This is a genomic window from Pseudomonas promysalinigenes (assembly GCF_014269025.2).
Classification (GTDB): Bacteria; Pseudomonadota; Gammaproteobacteria; order Pseudomonadales; family Pseudomonadaceae; genus Aquipseudomonas; species Aquipseudomonas promysalinigenes.
The window spans coordinates 4119802-4137780 of the sequence record NZ_CP077094.1 but is presented as its reverse complement, the minus strand read 5'-3'; the positions used below and the strand labels follow the sequence as shown (position 1 = coordinate 4137780).

The window sequence follows — 17979 nt, the reverse complement described above, 5'->3', positions numbered from 1 at the left end:
CGCACCTGTCGAATGTCGTTCGAACTGCTGGCTACCGACGGCAAGGCCCGTCGTGGCCGGTTGACCTTCCCCCGTGGCACGGTCGAAACCCCAGCCTTCATGCCAGTGGGTACCTATGGCACGGTCAAGGGCATGCTGCCGCGTGACATCGAGGCCATCGGTGCCGAGATCATTCTGGGCAACACCTTCCACCTGTGGCTGCGCCCAGGCACCGAGGTGATCAAGAAGCACAACGGGCTGCACGACTTCATGCAATGGAAAGGCCCGATCCTTACCGACTCTGGCGGCTTCCAGGTGTTCAGCCTGGGTGCCATGCGCAAGATCAAGGAAGAGGGTGTAACCTTCGCCTCGCCGGTCGATGGCTCCAAAGTGTTCATGGGCCCGGAAGAGTCGATGCAGGTCCAGCGCGATCTGGGCTCGGACATCGTCATGATTTTCGACGAGTGTACGCCGTACCCGGCCGAGCATGATGTGGCGCGCACCTCCATGGAACTGTCGCTGCGCTGGGCTCAGCGCTCGAAGAATGCCCACGGCGACAACACTGCCGCGCTGTTTGGCATCGTCCAGGGCGGCATGTATCAGGACCTGCGCATGCGCTCGCTCGAAGCGCTGGAAAACATCGGCTTCGACGGCCTGGCCATCGGCGGGCTGTCGGTGGGCGAGCCCAAGCACGAAATGATCAAGGTGCTGGACTACCTGCCAGATCAGATGCCCGCTGACAAACCTCGTTACCTTATGGGAGTAGGCAAACCTGAAGATCTGGTTGAGGGTGTGCGCCGCGGCGTCGACATGTTCGACTGCGTGATGCCTACGCGCAATGCGCGCAACGGCCACCTGTTCGTCGATACAGGGGTGATCAAGATCCGTAACGCGTTCCATCGCCATGATGATTCGCCACTGGATCCGACCTGTGATTGCTACACCTGCACCAACTTCTCCCGTGCCTACCTCCATCATCTGGACAAGTGCGGCGAAATGCTGAGCAGCATGCTGAATACCATCCACAACTTGCGCCATTACCAGCGCTTGATGGCCGGTTTACGCGAGGCTATTCAACAGGGTAAATTGGCCGCCTTCGTCGACGCCTTCTACGCCAAGCGCGGGCTTGCTGTGCCGCCTTTGGACTGACTGTTCGCAATTATTATTAGAAAATTACATTAGGAGTGCCCAATGAGCTTCTTGATTCCCGCCGCATACGCGGACGCTGCAGCACCCGCCGCTGGCCCCGCCGGTACCGGTTTCGAGTGGATTTTCCTGGTTGGTTTCCTGGTCATCTTCTACCTGATGATCTGGCGCCCACAGGCCAAACGTGCCAAAGAGCAGAAGAACCTGCTGAGCAACTTGCAAAAGGGTGACGAAGTTGTCACCAACGGCGGCATCGCCGGCAAGATCGTCAAGGTTTCCGATGACTTCGTGGTACTGGAAGTTTCCGATACCGTCGAACTGAAGTTCCAGAAGGGTGCCATCGCGGCCACCCTGCCAAAAGGTACGCTCAAAGCTATCTGAGTTACCGGTTTCATTTTTCCAGTCGGGGCGCGCAAAGCGCCCCGCGTCTTGAACGGGCGGCGTGATGCTGAACAAATACCCTCTGTGGAAATACGCACTGATCCTGGTGGTACTGGCGATCGGTTTCATTTATTCCGCTCCCAACCTCTACCCGGACGATCCGGCGGTGCAGATCAGTGGTGCCAGCTCGGCGCTGCAGGTCAAGCAGGCCGACCTCGATCGCGTCAGCAAGGCGCTGAGCGATGCTGGCATCACCGTCAAGGGTGCCAGCCTGGGTGAGAAGGGCAGTGGGCTGATTCGCCTGAACAACCAGGAAGATCAACTGCCAGCCAAGGATGTTGTGCGCAAGGCGCTGGGCGATGACTACGTCGTGGCCTTGAACCTGGCTCAAACGACGCCGCAGTGGCTGCGTAACCTGGGCGCAAGCCCGATGAAGCTGGGCCTGGACCTGTCCGGTGGTGTGCACTTCCTGCTGGAAGTGGACATGGACAAGGCCATGACTGCCCGCATGAAAGTCTACGAAGGCGAGGTCAAGACCTTGCTGCGTAAAGAGCGCGTTCGCTACCGCAGCCTGCCGCCGCAAGATGGCGCTGTGATGCTGGGCTTCGCTGACGACGCCACCCGCGAACAGGCACGTGCCCTGATCCGCAAGAATTTCAATGATTTCGACCTGACCACCACCGAGCGCAATGACCTGGCGGTGCTGCGTCTGGCGCTGACCCAGGCGAAAGTCGCCGAGATCCGCGAGTACTCGATCAAGCAGAACCTCACCACCGTGCGCAATCGGGTGAACGAGCTGGGTGTGGCCGAGCCGCTGGTACAGCGTCAGGGTGCCAACCGCATCGTGGTCGAGCTGCCGGGCGTGCAGGACACTGCCGAAGCCAAGCGCATCCTCGGCAAGACCGCCAACCTGGAGTTCCGCTTTGGCGCCGAGCCTGGTGCTTCCAAGGCTACTACCGAGGTCTTCGAGTTCCGCGAAGGCAACCGCTCCGCTGCTGTGGAGCGTGGCCTGATCATCACGGGTGACCAGGTGACCGATGCCCAGGCGAGCTTCGACGAGCACGGTCGTCCACAGGTGAACATCCGTCTGGACGGTCACGGTGGTGAACTGATGAGCCGCGCAACCCGCAGCAATGTGGGCCGCAGCATGGCGGTGATCTTCATCGAGCAGAAGCCGGTCACACGCTATGTCAAGCAGACCGTCGACGGCGTCGAGAAGGACGTTGCCGTTCAGAGCTTCCAGGAAGAGAAGAAGATCATCAGCCTGGCAACCATTCAGTCGCCACTGGGCAGCCAATTCCGTATCACCGGCTTGAACGGCCAGGGGGAGTCGTCGGAACTGGCCCTGCTGCTGCGTGCCGGTGGCCTGGCGGCGCCGATGTACTTCGCTGAGGAACGCACCATCGGCCCAAGCCTGGGTGCGGACAACATCACCAAGGGTATCGATGCGTCGCTGTGGGGCATGCTGTTCGTCTCGCTGTTCATCATCGCCATCTACCGCGGCTTTGGCGTGATCGCCACCATCGCCCTGGCAGGCAACATGGTGCTGCTGCTGGCGCTGATGTCGCTGCTCGGTGCAACCCTGACCCTGCCGGGTATTGCGGGTATCGTGTTGACCATGGGTATGGCGGTGGACGCCAACGTGCTGATCTTCTCGCGTATTCGCGAGGAGCTCAAAGCCGGCATGTCGGTACAGCGCGCGATCCATGAAGGCTTCAATCGGGCCTACACCGCGATCATCGACGCCAACCTGACCAGCCTGCTGGTCGGCGGCATCCTGTTCGCAATGGGTACAGGTCCGGTCAAGGGCTTTGCGGTGACCATGTCTCTCGGGATTTTCACCTCAATGTTCACCGCCGTCATGGTGACTCGCGCAATGGTCAACCTGACCTGCGGCGGGCGTGACATCAAGAAGCTGTGGGTTTGAGGGAGCTACGATGAAAACCATCAATTTCATGGGCGTGCGCAATGTCGCGTTCGGCATTACCGTGCTCCTCACCGTGCTGGCGCTGTTCAGCTGGTGGCAGAAGGGCCTGAACTTCGGCCTGGACTTCACCGGCGGCACGCTGATCGAGCTGACCTACGAGCGCCCGGCTGACCTGAAGGCGGTGCGCGCCGAGCTGGTCGACTCCGGCTTCCACGAGGCTGTGGTGCAGAGCTTTGGCGCCACCACCGACCTGCTGGTGCGTATGCCGGGCGATGACCCGCAGTTGGGTAACAAAGTGGCAGCTGCGCTACAGAAGATCGGCGGCGACAACCCAGCGACCATCAAGCGAGTCGAGTTCGTCGGCCCGCAGGTAGGTGAAGAGCTGCGCGATCAGGGTGGCCTGGGCATGCTGTTGGCCTTGGGCGGTATCCTCATTTACCTGGCATTCCGCTTCCAGTGGAAGTTCGCCGTGGGCGCGATCATCTCGTTGATTCACGACGTGGTGGTCACCCTGGGCATTCTGTCGTTCTTCCAGATCACCTTCGACCTGACGGTACTGGCAGCGGTGCTTGCCATCATCGGCTACTCGCTGAACGACACCATCGTGGTCTTCGACCGGGTGCGTGAAAACTTCCGTGTGATGCGCAAGGCGTCTTTGATCGAGAACATCAACGTCTCGACCACCCAGACCCTGCTGCGCACCGTGGCAACCTCGGTCTCGACCTTGCTGGCCATCGCTGCGCTGCTGTTCTTTGGGGGCGATAACCTGTTCGGCTTCTCGCTGGCGCTGTTCATCGGCGTCATGGCAGGTACCTATTCATCGATCTACATCGCCAACGTGGTGCTGATCTGGCTGAACTTGAATAGCGAAGACCTGATTCCACCCGCGAAAACCGACGGTGTGGATGATCGTCCCTGACGATTAGTCCTACGCCGTTCGGCGACCCCAAAGGCGCGAGTGTTGAACTCGCGCCTTTTTTTTTGCTCCAAGGCAGGGAGAAAGCAGGTTGACTCCTGCAGGTACAACAGGAGGTTCATGTGAACAAATCAATGCTGGTAGGCGCTGTACTGGGTGCTGTCGGTGTAACCGCCGGAGGTGCTGTGGCCACCTACAGCTTGGTGAACAAAGGGCCTGAATATGCCCAGGTCACCGATGTGCAACCGATCAAGCAACAAATCAAGACACCGCGTGAGGTGTGCAAAGACGTGACCGTCACGCGCCAAGCGCCGGTCAAGGATCAGCACCAGATTGCTGGTACTGTGGTCGGTGCGCTCGCCGGTGGACTGCTGGGTAACCAGATTGGCGGCGGCACTGGCAAGAAGATCGCCACCGTGGCCGGTGCTGTCGGTGGTGGTTATGCGGGGAACAAGGTGCAGGAAGGCATGCAGCAGCGTGACACCTATACCACCACCCAAACTCGCTGCAACACCGTGCATGACGTCAGCGACAAGGTAGTCGGGTATAACGTCAAATACACGCTTGGCGACAAGGCGGGGCAGGTGAAGATGGATCACGAACCAGGCTCGACCATTCCTGTGGACAAGAATGGCAAGCTGATTCTCAGTGAAGCTGGGCAGTGATGGGCGTATCTGCGCTGGCCCCTGCGGCGTAAGCTTTGAGGTCTGCGTCGCTCTGGTTGGCTTCGGTTGACCTTTGATTGCGCTACCAATCTTCAGGCAAAAAGAAAGCACCCCATGGGGTGCTTTCTTTATGGCCGGCAATTGGCGCTTAGCGCTTCATGTGTTCTGGCAGGTGTGGCTGGATAGCGGTCAGTACGGCCTTGAAGCACTTGATGTTGCCCGCAACGATGTGGCCTTTGTCGAGGAAATCGTGGCCACCGTTGAAGTCGCTCACCAAACCGCCGGCTTCCTGGATCAGCAACACGCCTGCTGCCATGTCCCACTCGGACAGGCCCGACTCCCAGAAGGCGTCGAAGCGGCCGGCGGCCACGTAGGCCAGGTCCAGTGCGGCGGAGCCTGCGCGGCGGATACCGGCAGTTTGGCCGGTCAGGGCGCGGAACATGCCCAGGTAGTTGTCCATGTCAGCCATTTGGTTGTCACGGAATGGGAAACCGGTGCCCAGCAGGGCGCCTTCGAGGCTGGTGCGCGAGCTGACGCGCAGGCGGCGGCCATTGAGCTGGGCGCCACGGCCGCGGCTGGCGGTGAATTCTTCCTGGCGTACTGGGTCGACGACCACGGCGTGCTCGAGGCGGCCGCGGTATTTGCAGGCGATGCTGACAGCGAAGTGCGGAATGCCACGCAGGAAGTTGGTGGTGCCGTCCAGCGGGTCGATGACCCACAGGTAGTCCTTGCCTTCTTCGCCGGTGCCGGCGTGCAGGCCGGTTTCTTCACCTTGAATGGAGTGGTTCGGGTAGGCCTTGCGCAGGGCGTTGACGATGCTCTGCTCGGCGGCGCGATCCACTTCGGAGACGTAGTCCTTGGCCTCTTTCTCGTCGACCTTGATGCTATCCAGGCGTTCGATGGAGCGGAAAATCAGTTCACTGGCGCTGCGAGCGGCGCGCAGGGCGATATTCAGCATAGGCTGCATGGGCGGGTCACCTGGAGATGTTAAAGAATAAAGCCGGACATTCTAGCAGAAAAGTTTGGCGGCAGAAGTGTCACATTTGCTTTCTTGGCGTTACGCTGGTCGGTTCTGTAAGATCTTTTCCCCCCAAACCTGCATCTGTGAGCACAACACCTTGCTGCAAAATATTCGTGTTGTTCTGGTCAATACCAGCCACCCCGGCAACATCGGCGGCGCTGCGCGTGCCATGAAAAACATGGGCTTGTCGCGTTTGGTGCTGGTGCAGCCAAAAGATTTTCCAGCTGATGAAGCCAGTGCGCGAGCTTCCGGAGCTGACGACATCCTGGCCAATGCCCAGGTGGTCGACAGCCTCGAGGATGCGCTGGTCGGTTGCAGCCTGGTCATGGGCACCAGCGCCCGGGAGCGGAGTATCCCCTGGCCGCTGATCGATCCGCGCGAGTGCGCGGTCAAGGCAGTGGAGCATTCCAAAGCGGATGAGTCCATCGCCCTGGTGTTCGGGCGTGAGCATGCCGGCCTGACCAACGACGAACTGCAGCGATGTCACTTCCATGTGCATATTCCCTCCAATCCAGACTTCAGCTCGCTGAACCTCGCTGCAGCGGTTCAGGTGCTTGCCTACGAGGTACGCATGGCCTGGCTGGCGGCCGAGGGCGGGGCCTTGAGCATCGAGAAGGCTGACGCCGGCGCTACGCGCGGCAACGAACTGGCGACCATGGACGAAATGGAGCTGTTCTACGAACACCTGGAAAAAACCCTGGTGGACATCGGCTTCCTCGACCCCGCCAAGCCCAAACACCTGATGCCGCGTTTGCGCCGGTTGTATGGGCGCAGTTCGGTCGAGCGTACGGAAATAAGCATTTTGCGCGGCATCCTCACCGAGACCCAGAAAGTGGTCCGGGGCGAGCCGCATAAACGGAAGGACTGACAGATGTTCGAACGTCTGCGTGAAGATATCCAAAGCGTATTTCATCGTGATCCTGCAGCGCGCAACGCTTTCGAGGTGCTGACTTGCTACCCCGGCATGCATGCCATTTGGCTGCATCGCTTGGGTAATGCCCTGTGGAAGCGTGATTTCAAGTGGTTGGCACGCCTGGTGTCCAACTTTGGCCGCTGGCTGACAGGTATCGAAATCCATCCGGGCGCAACCATCGGTCGACGCTTCTTCATCGACCACGGCATGGGTATCGTCATCGGCGAAACCGCCGAAATCGGCGACGATGTCACGCTCTACCAGGGGGTGACCCTTGGTGGCACCAGCTGGAACAAAGGCAAGCGCCATCCAACCCTGGAGAACGGTGTGGTGGTAGGCGCAGGTGCCAAGGTGCTCGGCCCGTTCACCGTCGGGGCGGGCGCCAAGATTGGCTCCAACGCGGTGGTGACCAAGGCGGTGCCCGCCGGTGCAACGGCGGTGGGTATCCCTGGGCGGATCATCGTCAAGAGCGAAGACAGTGACATCGAGGCGCGGCGCAAGGCCATGGCCGAGAAAATCGGCTTCGATGCCTACGGCGTCAGCGGCGACATGCCGGACCCGGTGGCTCGCGCCATTGGCCAGATGCTCGACCATCTGCAGGCCGTCGACGAGCGTTTGGAAGGCATGTGCGGGGCACTGACCAAAATGGGCAGCGACTACTGTGCCAAAGAGCTGCCCAAGCTGCCCGAAGATGACTTCATCCAACAAACCCAGGCCGCTGAGCGCGACACTCAGTTGCATTGATCGCGTCGCGTCCGAGCGGCTCTGACACATGGGGCGTGTGCTCGCGCCCCGTTGCTGCTACAATCGCGCCCGCCCTCCGGATGCAAACCCGACTAAAGCACTAGGTCTAATAGTTGACTTAAATGCTCGGGAATCGCATACTTGCACACATCCCGTAACTCCCGTGGTACCCATTAGCCATGCGACTGACTACTAAAGGCCGATACGCCGTCACTGCCATGCTCGACCTGGCACTGCACGCGCAGCACGGGCCTGTGTCTTTGGCCGACATTTCCGAGCGCCAGGGCATTTCCCTTTCTTATCTGGAACAGCTGTTCGCCAAGCTGCGCCGCAGCAGCCTGGTTTCCAGCGTTCGCGGCCCTGGCGGCGGTTATCAGCTGTCGCGCGGCATGGAAACCATCCAGGTGGCCCAGGTCATCGATGCGGTCAACGAATCGGTCGATGCCACCCGTTGCCAGGGGCTTGGGGATTGCCATGCCGGTGACACCTGCCTGACCCACCACCTGTGGTGCGACCTCAGCCAGCAGATTCACGAATTCCTCAGCGGCATCAGCCTGGCCGACCTCGTCATGCGCCGTGAGGTGCAGGAAGTCGCTCAGCGCCAGGACCTGCGGCGAGTCGCAGGCCGTACCGCCCAGCTGGACAAGATTGAGACGTCTGCCGTCGACTGACCATTAGCCGCGACGAGCGACGCCACCGCCTGATAGGAGATACCCATGAAGTTGCCGATCTACCTCGATTATTCCGCTACCACGCCGGTCGACCCTCGTGTCGCCCAGAAAATGGCCGACTGCCTGCTGGTCGACGGCAACTTCGGTAACCCGGCTTCGCGTTCCCACGTGTTCGGTTGGAAGGCCGAAGAAGCGGTTGAGAACGGCCGTCGTCAGGTCGCCGAGCTGATCAATGCCGACCCGCGCGAAATCGTCTGGACCAGCGGTGCCACCGAGTCCGACAACCTCGCCATCAAAGGCGTGGCGCACTTCTATCAGAGCAAAGGCAAGCACATCATCACCTCCAAGATCGAGCACAAGGCGGTTTTGGATACCGCGCGCCAGCTCGAGCGTGAAGGTTTCGAAGTCACCTACCTGGAGCCGGGCGAAGACGGCATCATCACCCCGGCCATGGTCGAGGCGGCGCTGCGCGACGACACCATCCTGGTTTCGCTGATGCACGTGAACAACGAAGTCGGTTCGATCAACGACATTGCTGCCATCGGTGAACTGACCCGTTCGCGCGGCGTGCTGTTCCACGTTGACGCCGCTCAATCGGCCGGCAAGGTTGAAATCGACCTGCAGAAGCTGAAGGTCGACCTGATGTCGTTCTCCGCTCACAAGGCGTATGGCCCTAAAGGTATTGGCGCGCTGTACGTCAGCCGCAAGCCGCGGGTGCGCCTGGAAGCCATCATCCATGGTGGTGGCCATGAGCGCGGTATGCGTTCGGGCACGCTGCCAACCCACCAGATCGTCGGCATGGGCGAGGCGTTCGCCATCGCCAAGCAGGAAATGGCCGCCGAGAACGTGCGCATCAAGGCCCTGAGTGACCGTTTCTTCAAGCAGGTATCGGACCTTGAAGAGCTGTACGTCAACGGCAGCAAAACTGCACGCGTGCCGCACAATCTCAACCTGAGCTTCAACTATGTCGAGGGCGAGTCGCTGCTGATGTCGCTCAAGGACATCGCCGTATCGTCCGGTTCGGCCTGTACCTCCGCTTCGCTCGAGCCGTCCTACGTGCTGCGCGCGCTGGGCCGCAACGATGAGTTGGCGCACAGCTCGATCCGCTTCTCCTTCGGCCGCTTCACAACCGAGGAAGAAGTCGACTACGCCGCGCAGAAAGTCTGCGAGGCCGTTAACAAACTCCGTGAGTTGTCGCCGCTTTGGGACATGTACAAAGATGGCGTCGACATCTCCAAGATCGAGTGGGCCGCCCACTAAGCAGTCGCCGGCAAGAGCGGCTCCCTGATGAGGAAGGAATTGCACCATGGCATATAGTGAAAAGGTCATCGACCACTACGAAAACCCACGTAACGTCGGCAAGATGAATGCCGAGGACCCAGATGTCGGCACCGGCATGGTCGGCGCCCCGGCGTGCGGTGACGTGATGCGTCTGCAAATCAAGGTCAACGAGCAAGGCATCATCGAAGACGCCAAGTTCAAGACCTACGGCTGCGGTTCGGCCATCGCTTCCAGCTCCCTGGCCACCGAATGGATGAAGGGCAAAACGCTGGACGAAGCCGAAACCATCAAGAACACCCAGTTGGCGGAAGAGCTGGCGTTGCCGCCAGTGAAGATCCACTGCTCGGTACTCGCCGAAGATGCCATCAAGGCAGCCGTTCGCGACTACAAGCAGAAGAAAGGCTTGATCTAAGCCCGCCCGCAAGACTCAAGGAGTTCCGATGGCTATCAGCATGACAGAAGCCGCCGCCAACCACATTCGCCGTTCCCTCGATGGGCGTGGCAAAGGTGAGGGCATTCGCCTGGGCGTGCGCACCACCGGCTGCTCGGGCCTGGCCTACGTGCTGGAGTTCGTCGACGAGCTGGCCGCCGAAGACCAGGTGTTCGAGAACCACGGCGTCAAGGTGATCATTGATCCCAAGAGCCTGGTCTACTTGGACGGTACCGAGCTGGACTTCGTCAAGGAAGGTTTGAACGAAGGCTTCAAGTTCAACAATCCCAACGTGCGCGGTGAGTGTGGCTGCGGCGAAAGCTTCAACGTTTGAGGCTGGCCGTGGGTACTCCTTGTCACTTCGCTCTGTTCGACCTCCAGCCCTGCTTCCGTCTGGACCTCGATAAACTGGCCGTTCGCTATCGCGAACTGGCACGTGAGGTCCACCCGGATCGCTTCGCCGACGCCTCCGAGCGCGAGCAGCGGGCGGCGCTGGAAAAGTCTGCGGCCCTCAATGATGCCTATCAGACGCTGCGCAGCGCGCCGCGCCGTGCCCGTTACCTGCTGGCCATCGGTGGCCACGAAGTGCCCCAGGAGATCACGGTCCACGACCCTGATTTTCTGATGCAGCAAATGCAGTGGCGCGAAGAGCTGGAAGAGCTGCAGGATGAAGCCGACCTCGACGGCGTGGCTGTGTTCAAGAAGCGCCTGAAGGCTGCTCAGGACACGCTGAACGAGGATTTTGCCGCCTGCTGGGATGTGCCTGCCGAGCGCGACAAGGCCGAGCGCCTGATGCGCCGCATGCAATTCCTGGACAAGCTCGCCCAAGAAGTGCGCCAACTCGAAGAGCGCCTCGACGACTAACCCGGTTTCGCCCGTGGCGACACCTAAGGTATTCAGATAAGCATGGCCCTACTGCAGATCGCCGAACCAGGTCAAAGCCCTCAGCCGCACCAGCGCCGCCTGGCGGTGGGTATCGACCTGGGTACCACCAATTCTCTGGTCGCTGCCGTGCGCAGCGGTCGCAGCGAGCCCCTGCCTGATGCGCAGGGCAACGTCATTCTGCCGTCAGCAGTGCGTTACCTGGCCGACCACAATGAAGTTGGCCTGGCAGCGCGTGAAGCGGCTTCCAGCGACCCGCTGAACACCGTACTGTCGGTCAAGCGCCTGATGGGGCGAGGCCTGGCCGATGTAAAACAGCTCGGCGAGCAGCTGCCTTATCGCTTTGTCGGCGGCGAGTCGCACATGCCGTTCATCGACACTGTGCAGGGCCCGAAAAGCCCGGTCGAAGTCTCCGCCGACATTCTCAAGGTGCTGCGCGAGCGCGCCGAAGCCACCCTTGGCGGTGAGCTGGTGGGCGCAGTGATCACCGTGCCTGCCTATTTCGACGATGCCCAGCGCCAAGCCACCAAGGATGCTGCCCGTCTGGCTGGCCTTAACGTACTGCGCCTGCTCAACGAGCCAACTGCCGCTGCCGTGGCTTATGGGCTCGACCAGAATGCCGAGGGCCTGGTGGCCATTTATGATCTGGGTGGCGGTACCTTCGATATTTCCATCCTGCGCCTGACTGCGGGTGTATTCGAGGTGTTGGCCACAGGTGGCGATACGGCACTGGGTGGTGACGATTTCGACCACGCCATCGCCGGCTGGATCATCGAGCAGGCGGGTCTTTCGGCCGACCTCGATCCGGCCACCCAACGCCAGCTGCTGCAAGCCGCGTGCGCTGCCAAAGAGGCCCTGACCGACGCCGATAGCGTCACTGTCAGCCATGGCGCCTGGCACGGCGAGCTGAGCCGAGTGGCCTTCGAAGCCATGATCGAACCCCTGGTCGCGCGCAGCCTGAAAGCTTGCCGGCGCGCTGTGCGCGACAGCGGTGTCGAGCTGGACGAGGTGGGCGCCGTGGTCATGGTCGGTGGTTCGACGCGCGTGCCGCGAGTGCGTGAAGCCGTTGGCGCGCTGTTCGGGCGTACGCCGCTGACTTCCATCGACCCCGATCAGGTCGTCGCCATCGGCGCTGCCATTCAGGCCGACACCCTGGCCGGCAACCGCCGCGAAGGCGGCGAACTGCTGCTGCTCGATGTCATCCCGCTGTCACTTGGTCTCGAGACCATGGGCGGGCTGATGGAAAAGGTGATCCCGCGTAATACCACCATTCCAGTGGCGCGTGCCCAGGAATTCACCACCTATAAAGACGGCCAGTCGGCCATGATGATCCACGTGCTGCAGGGTGAGCGCGAGTTGATCAGCGACTGCCGCTCCCTGGCGCGCTTCGAGTTGCGCGGCATTCCGGCCATGGTCGCCGGCGCCGCGAAGATCCGTGTGACCTTCCAGGTCGACGCCGACGGCCTGCTCAGCGTGGCCGCCCGCGAACTGGGTTCGGGGGTTGAGGCCAGCATTCAGGTGAAGCCATCCTACGGCCTGACCGACGGCGAGATCGCCCGCATGCTCAAGGATTCCTTCGAGCACGCAGGCTCCGACAAGCAGGCGCGCCAGTTGCGCGAGCACCAGGTCGACGGTGAGCGCCTGCTCGAAGCGGTGCAGGGCGCCCTGGATGCCGACGGTGAACGCTTGCTCAGCGAAGATGAGCGGGTGGCCATCGAGTACCAGATGCAAGAATTGCGTGATTTGCTCAACGGCACTGATGGCCCCGCTATCGAGCAGCAGACCAAGCGTCTGTCGCAGGTGACCGATGCTTTTGCCGCCCGTCGCCTTGATTCGACGGTCAAAGCCGCACTGGCCGGGCGCAACCTGAATGAGATCGAGGAGTAACCGATGCCCCAGGTGATTTTCCTGCCGCACGAGAAGTTCTGCCCGCAAGGGCTGGTGGTTGAAGTGGAGCCAGGCACCAACATTCTGGAGCTGGCCCACGAGCACCACATCGAGATGGAGAGCGCGTGCGGTGGTGTGTGTGCGTGCACCACTTGTCATTGCATCGTGCGTGAAGGCTTCGACTCCCTCGAGGAGGCCGACGAGCTGGAAGAAGACATGCTGGACAAGGCATGGGGCCTGGAGGCGCAATCGCGTCTGGCCTGCCAGGTTATCGTCGGTGACGAGGACCTCACCATCGAGATTCCAAAATATTCGCTCAACCACGCTGCCGAAGCACCGCACTGAGATTTGCCCCATGAGCCTGAAATGGATTGATGTACTTGAGATCGCCATCCAGCTTGCAGAAAGCAAGCCGGAAGTCGATCCTAGATATGTGAATTTCGTCGATCTGCACCGTTGGGTGCTGGCGCTGCCGGAGTTCAGCGACGATCCGTCACGAGGCGGTGAAAAAGTGCTCGAGGCCATCCAGGCGGCCTGGATTGACGAAGCCGACTAAGCGTGACGCTGCAGGTTAGGCAATCCCCTGGAACCCGCGTATAATTCGCGGGTTTAATTTTTCGTAACACTCATATTCTGGAGTTTTCCATGGCTGTTCAACGTACTTTCTCGATCATCAAGCCGGACGCCGTTGCCAAGAACGTTATCGGCAAGATCACCACCCGCTTCGAAGAAGCCGGCCTGAAAATCGTTGCCTCGAAAATCAAGCAACTGTCCAAAGCCGAAGCCGAAGGCTTCTACGCCGAGCACAGCGCTCGTGGCTTCTTCGGTGACTTGGTTGCTTTCATGACTTCCGGTCCGGTCGTCGTTCAGGTTCTGGAAGGCGAAAACGCCATCGCTCTGAACCGTGAGCTGATGGGCGCTACCAACCCTAAAGAAGCTGCTCCAGGCACCATCCGCGCTGACTTCGCTGAGTCGATCGACGCCAACGCCGTTCACGGTTCGGACTCCGAAGCTGCTGCTGCCCGCGAAATCGCTTACTTCTTCGCTGCTACCGAGGTAACCACTCGCTAAGCGAAAGCTTAAGGGTGAAGGTGAATCCATGACGACATCTACCGGCAAAATCAACCTGTTGGGGCTGACCCTGCAGGAAATGGAACAGTTCTTCGACTCGATCGGGGAGAAGCGCTTTCGCGCCGGGCAGGTGATGAAGTGGATTCACCATTTTGGCGTCGACGATTTCGCCGCCATGACCAATGTCGGCAAAGTCTTGCGCGAAAAACTCGAGGCCGTTGCCGAGATTCGCGGCCCGGAAGTGGTCAGTGAAGACATTTCCGCAGACGGTACCCGTAAGTGGGTGATCCGCGTTGCCTCCGGCAGCTGCGTCGAAACCGTCTACATCCCCACCGACGACCGCGGCACGCTCTGCGTATCGTCCCAAGCCGGCTGCGCCCTGGACTGCAGTTTCTGCTCCACCGGCAAGCAAGGCTTCAACAGCAACCTCACCGCCGCCGAAGTGATCGGGCAGGTGTGGCTTGCGAACAAATCTTTTGGGACCGTCCCTGCCAAGATCGACCGCGCCATTACCAACGTGGTCATGATGGGCATGGGCGAGCCTCTGCTGAACTTCGACAATGTCATCGCCGCCATGAAGATCATGATGGAAGATCTGGGCTATGGCATTTCCAAGCGCCGCGTCACCCTGTCCACCTCGGGCGTGGTGCCGATGATCGACGAGCTGGCCAAGCACATCGACGTCTCGCTGGCCTTGTCGCTGCACGCACCCAACGACGAACTGCGCAATCAGCTGGTGCCGATCAATAAAAAGTACCCACTGAAGATGCTGCTTGAGTCGTGCATGGGTTATATGTCGACCCTTGGCGGCAAGCGTGTACTGACCATCGAGTACACCTTGCTCAAGGACGTCAACGACCAGCCTGAGCATGCGGCGCAAATGATCGAATTGCTGCGCGACGTACCGTGCAAGATCAACCTGATCCCGTTCAACCCGTTCCCTCATTCGGGTTACGAACGGCCGAGCAACAACGCTATCCGCCGCTTCCAGGACCTGCTGCACCATGGTGGCTTCAACGTCACCACCCGTACCACCCGCGGCGACGATATCGACGCGGCCTGTGGTCAACTGGTCGGTCAGGTAAACGACCGTACCCGCCGCAGCGAGCGCTATATCGCTGTCCGCCAGCTGTCCGCTGACGCTGAGCAGCCAGTCAGCGGCGTGCGCCACTGAGCCTGGCTTTGTCATGAGCTTGCGCGCCGCGCTGTCGATCCTTGCGCTATCGCTGCTGGCCGGCTGCGTGTCCGGCGGTGCAAGCGACCCCCTTGCCAATCGGCAAGGGCGGCTGGAGGCAGGCCGTGCGTACACGCAGCTTGGCCTGGGGTATCTGCAACAAGGTTTGACCCAGCAGGCCAAGGCGCCTCTTGGCAAAGCCCTGGCCCTCAATGCAGGTGACGCCGATGCCCATGCGGCGCTGGCCCTGGTGTTCCAGGCCGAGGCGGAGCCTGCCCTGGCCGAGGCGCATTTCAAAAAAGCGCTACTGTCGCGCCCTGGCGATACGCGAATTCGCAACAATTACGGCAGTTTCCTATATGCTCAGCAACGTTTTGCCCAAGCCGAGCAGATGTTTCGCCTGGCCAGTGCCGATACCCTGTATCCTGAACGCTCGCGCGTGTACGAGAACCTTGGCCTCACGGCCCTGAAGCTCGACGATCGCGACCAGGCACATGCGTATCTGACCAAGGCCCTGCAACTCGACCGACGCCAGCCCAGAGCGTTATTGGAAATGGCTGAGTTGTCCTACGAAAACAGGCATTATGTGCCGGCCCGTGAATACTACGATCGTTTCAGCCAGTTGAGCGATCACACCGCCCGTAGCCTGCTGCTGGGCAGCCGCCTTGCCCGTGTGTTCGACGAGCAAGGTACCCTGGCCGATCTTGGCCAGCAATTACAACGACTTTATCCCGGTACGCCGGAATATCAGCAATACCTGTCGGAGCAACGATGAAAGCCGCGCATCCCGAAGTAGCAGCAGCGACTGGCCAGAACCCCGGTGAATTGTTGCGCCAGGCCCGCGAGAAACGGGAGTGGTCGCAAGCCGAGGTGGCCCGCAAGCTGAACCTCACCGTCAATTCGTTGAATCACCTGGAAACCGGCGCCTTCGACAAGCTGCCAGGGCACACCTTTGCCCGAGGTTACATCCGCGCCTACGCCAAACTGATGGAGATGGACCAGGCACCCCTGGTCGAAGCCTTCGACCAGTACACCGGCACCCACGCCAAAGGCAGTGACGTGCACTCGCTCGGCCGTATCGAAGAGCCGATGCGTTTGTCGCATAACATCATGCGCGGCGTGACCTTGCTGCTGTTGGTCGCGGTGGTGGGTGGCAGTTTCATCTGGTGGCAGGACAAGGGCAGCCTCAAAGGCAAGGACCTGGCGAAAATTGCCCTGGAACATGTCGAAGTCGAAAGCGCCGACGGTACCACGCAGATCCACCCGCTGGATGAGCCTGAAGACCAGGCCGTGACGGCGGGGCAGCAGCCCGAGAGCGCGCCACTGGCCCTGCAGCAGGCGCCAACCGACGCGGTTACCCAGCCGACCAGCGAAGTTGCCCCGGCTGAGTCTGCCCCGGCTTCGGCTTCAGCTGCCGTGCAGCAGGCACCGGCCACCGCCGTCGCCCCCGCAGCCCCAGCCGTCCCAGCGGCCAGCGCCCCGGCAACTGCCGAGCCTGCTGCCCCAGCGGCTGTACCGGCCGGTAGCGCCAAGGTCGCAATACAGTTCACCGCCGATTGCTGGACTCAAGTGTCCGATGGCAATGGCAAGGTGCTGTTCAGCGCCATCAAGCGCAAAGGGGACAACCTCGAGCTGACCGGCAAACCGCCATTTGCGGTACGTCTGGGCTTTGCCCGGGGCGCCCAGGTCAGTTACAACGGCCAGCCGGTCGATGTTGCCCCGTTCACCAGTGGCGAAACCGCTCGCCTGAAGTTGGGACAGTAAAGTCATGCACGGCGAATCTCCGATCAAACGTCGCGAATCCCGCAAAATCTGGGTCGGCAATGTGCCGGTGGGTGGCGATGCCCCCATCGCGGTGCAGAGCATGACCAACACCGACACCAACGATGTGCTGGCCACCGTGGCGCAGATCCAGCGCCTGGTCGATGCCGGCGTCGATATCGTGCGAGTGTCGGTACCGGACATGGACGCCGCCGAAGCGTTCGGCAAGATCAAGCAGCTGGTCACCGTGCCGCTGGTTGCCGACATTCATTTCGACTACAAGATCGCCCTGCGCGTGGCTGAGCTTGGTGTCGATTGCCTGCGCATCAACCCCGGCAACATTGGCCGCGAAGACCGCGTGCGCGCGGTGGTCGATGCTGCGCGCGACCGTGGTATTCCAATCCGCATCGGCGTCAATGCAGGCTCCCTGGAAAAGGACCTGCAGAAGAAGTACGGCGAGCCGACCCCAGCTGCACTGGTGGAGTCGGCCCTGCGTCATGTCGAACATCTGGACCGCCTGGATTTCCAGGACTTCAAGGTCAGCGTCAAGGCTTCCGATGTGTTCATGGCCGTGGAGGCCTATCGCCTGCTCGCCAAGCAGATCATTCAACCGCTGCACCTGGGTATCACCGAAGCCGGTGGCCTGCGTTCGGGGACGGTGAAATCCGCTGTCGGCCTCGGTATGCTGCTGGCCGAAGGCATTGGCGATACCATCCGCATCTCGCTGGCCGCTGACCCTGTCGAAGAAGTGAAGGTTGGCTACGACATCCTCAAGTCTTTGCACCTGCGTTCGCGTGGCATCAACTTCATCGCCTGTCCGAGCTGTTCGCGGCAGAACTTCGATGTGGTCAAGACCATGAACGAGCTGGAAGGGCGCCTCGAGGACTTGCTGGTCCCGCTGGATGTGGCGGTGATCGGTTGCGTGGTCAACGGGCCGGGTGAAGCCAAGGAGTCCCACGTGGGGTTGACCGGTGGCACGCCTAACCTTGTGTATATCGACGGCAAGCCAGCACAGAAGCTGACCAATGACAACCTGGTCGATGAGCTGGAGAAGCTCATCCGCCAGAAAGCGGCCGAAAAGGTCGAGGCTGACGCGGCACTGATCGCCCGTAGCTGACACATAGATTCGT

21 protein-coding genes are annotated in these 17979 nt (G+C 60.9%); 20 read left to right on the top strand and 1 reads right to left on the bottom strand.

Annotated features, from left to right (window positions below; all coding sequences use genetic code 11):
- Positions 1 to 12 precede the first annotated feature (12 nt).
- The 5 genes from tgt (at position 13) to HU725_RS18785 (ending at position 5014) form a co-directional block, all read left to right on the top strand.
- Positions 13 to 1128 carry a tRNA guanosine(34) transglycosylase Tgt gene (gene tgt, locus HU725_RS18805; protein WP_186477794.1) on the top strand — a complete coding sequence of 372 codons (1116 nt, stop codon included), beginning with the start codon at positions 13 to 15 and terminating at the stop codon, positions 1126 to 1128.
- A gap of 42 nt (positions 1129 to 1170) precedes the next feature.
- Positions 1171 to 1506 (top strand): preprotein translocase subunit YajC, encoded by a 336-nt coding sequence (gene yajC, locus HU725_RS18800; protein ID WP_008092587.1) that lies wholly within the window; start codon positions 1171 to 1173, stop codon positions 1504 to 1506.
- A gap of 64 nt (positions 1507 to 1570) precedes the next feature.
- Positions 1571 to 3433: a protein translocase subunit SecD gene (gene secD / locus HU725_RS18795; protein WP_186477653.1), complete on the top strand. Its 1863-nt coding sequence runs from the start codon at positions 1571 to 1573 to the stop codon at positions 3431 to 3433.
- Positions 3434 to 3443: 10 nt separating this feature from the next.
- Positions 3444 to 4352 (top strand): protein translocase subunit SecF, encoded by a 909-nt coding sequence (secF, locus tag HU725_RS18790; protein WP_060479408.1) that lies wholly within the window; start codon positions 3444 to 3446, stop codon positions 4350 to 4352.
- A 119-nt stretch (positions 4353 to 4471) separates the two neighbouring features.
- A complete protein-coding gene (locus HU725_RS18785; RefSeq protein WP_060479409.1) occupies positions 4472 to 5014 on the top strand; it encodes a glycine zipper 2TM domain-containing protein in 543 nt (180 codons plus the stop codon).
- 148 nt (positions 5015 to 5162) lie between these two features.
- On the opposite strand, the gene suhB is transcribed toward HU725_RS18785, so the two are convergent.
- A complete protein-coding gene (gene suhB / locus HU725_RS18780) occupies positions 5163 to 5981 on the bottom strand; it encodes a type III secretion system regulator SuhB (protein ID WP_060479410.1) in 819 nt (272 codons plus the stop codon).
- A 151-nt stretch (positions 5982 to 6132) separates the two neighbouring features.
- Between suhB and trmJ the strand changes: the two genes are divergently transcribed.
- The 15 genes from trmJ to ispG all read left to right on the top strand — a co-directional run bounded on the left by trmJ (position 6133) and on the right by ispG (position 17966).
- Positions 6133 to 6903, top strand: coding sequence for a tRNA (cytosine(32)/uridine(32)-2'-O)-methyltransferase TrmJ (trmJ, locus tag HU725_RS18775; RefSeq protein WP_186477654.1), 771 nt, complete (start codon positions 6133 to 6135; stop codon positions 6901 to 6903).
- Positions 6904 to 6906: 3 nt separating this feature from the next.
- Positions 6907 to 7692, top strand: a complete 786-nt coding sequence (gene cysE, locus HU725_RS18770) for a serine O-acetyltransferase (RefSeq protein WP_186477655.1) — start codon at positions 6907 to 6909, stop codon at positions 7690 to 7692.
- A 179-nt stretch (positions 7693 to 7871) separates the two neighbouring features.
- The gene (gene iscR / locus HU725_RS18765; protein ID WP_008092572.1) at positions 7872 to 8363 is read left to right on the top strand and encodes a Fe-S cluster assembly transcriptional regulator IscR; all 492 of its coding nucleotides are present in this window, start codon (positions 7872 to 7874) and stop codon (positions 8361 to 8363) included.
- A 45-nt stretch (positions 8364 to 8408) separates the two neighbouring features.
- Positions 8409 to 9623, top strand: a complete 1215-nt coding sequence (locus HU725_RS18760) for an IscS subfamily cysteine desulfurase (RefSeq protein WP_186477656.1) — start codon at positions 8409 to 8411, stop codon at positions 9621 to 9623.
- A gap of 46 nt (positions 9624 to 9669) precedes the next feature.
- Complete coding sequence (gene iscU / locus HU725_RS18755) at positions 9670 to 10056, top strand: Fe-S cluster assembly scaffold IscU (protein WP_007929523.1); 387 nt, start codon at positions 9670 to 9672, stop codon at positions 10054 to 10056.
- A gap of 28 nt (positions 10057 to 10084) precedes the next feature.
- Positions 10085 to 10408, top strand: coding sequence for an iron-sulfur cluster assembly protein IscA (gene iscA / locus HU725_RS18750; protein ID WP_023630636.1), 324 nt, complete (start codon positions 10085 to 10087; stop codon positions 10406 to 10408).
- Between the two features lie 8 nt (positions 10409 to 10416).
- Positions 10417 to 10938: a co-chaperone HscB gene (gene hscB, locus HU725_RS18745; RefSeq protein WP_186477657.1), complete on the top strand. Its 522-nt coding sequence runs from the start codon at positions 10417 to 10419 to the stop codon at positions 10936 to 10938.
- A 42-nt stretch (positions 10939 to 10980) separates the two neighbouring features.
- Positions 10981 to 12843 carry a Fe-S protein assembly chaperone HscA gene (gene hscA, locus HU725_RS18740; protein WP_186477658.1) on the top strand — a complete coding sequence of 621 codons (1863 nt, stop codon included), beginning with the start codon at positions 10981 to 10983 and terminating at the stop codon, positions 12841 to 12843.
- A 3-nt stretch (positions 12844 to 12846) separates the two neighbouring features.
- Positions 12847 to 13188 (top strand): ISC system 2Fe-2S type ferredoxin, encoded by a 342-nt coding sequence (gene fdx, locus HU725_RS18735; protein ID WP_060479415.1) that lies wholly within the window; start codon positions 12847 to 12849, stop codon positions 13186 to 13188.
- 10 nt (positions 13189 to 13198) lie between these two features.
- Entirely contained in the window at positions 13199 to 13399 is a 201-nt protein-coding gene (gene iscX, locus HU725_RS18730; RefSeq protein WP_016713204.1) for a Fe-S cluster assembly protein IscX, read from the top strand.
- 89 nt (positions 13400 to 13488) lie between these two features.
- Positions 13489 to 13914, top strand: a complete 426-nt coding sequence (gene ndk / locus HU725_RS18725) for a nucleoside-diphosphate kinase (protein ID WP_011532343.1) — start codon at positions 13489 to 13491, stop codon at positions 13912 to 13914.
- 28 nt (positions 13915 to 13942) lie between these two features.
- Positions 13943 to 15088 (top strand): dual-specificity RNA methyltransferase RlmN, encoded by a 1146-nt coding sequence (gene rlmN, locus HU725_RS18720; RefSeq protein WP_060479416.1) that lies wholly within the window; start codon positions 13943 to 13945, stop codon positions 15086 to 15088.
- Between the two features lie 13 nt (positions 15089 to 15101).
- Positions 15102 to 15863: a type IV pilus biogenesis/stability protein PilW gene (gene pilW / locus HU725_RS18715; protein ID WP_060479417.1), complete on the top strand. Its 762-nt coding sequence runs from the start codon at positions 15102 to 15104 to the stop codon at positions 15861 to 15863.
- Positions 15860 to 16852, top strand: a complete 993-nt coding sequence (locus HU725_RS18710) for a RodZ domain-containing protein (RefSeq protein ID WP_186477659.1) — start codon at positions 15860 to 15862, stop codon at positions 16850 to 16852. Before pilW ends, HU725_RS18710 begins: the two co-directional genes overlap by 4 nt.
- 4 nt (positions 16853 to 16856) lie before the next feature.
- The gene (ispG, locus tag HU725_RS18705; RefSeq protein WP_060479419.1) at positions 16857 to 17966 is read left to right on the top strand and encodes a flavodoxin-dependent (E)-4-hydroxy-3-methylbut-2-enyl-diphosphate synthase; all 1110 of its coding nucleotides are present in this window, start codon (positions 16857 to 16859) and stop codon (positions 17964 to 17966) included.
- Positions 17967 to 17979 lie beyond the last annotated feature (13 nt).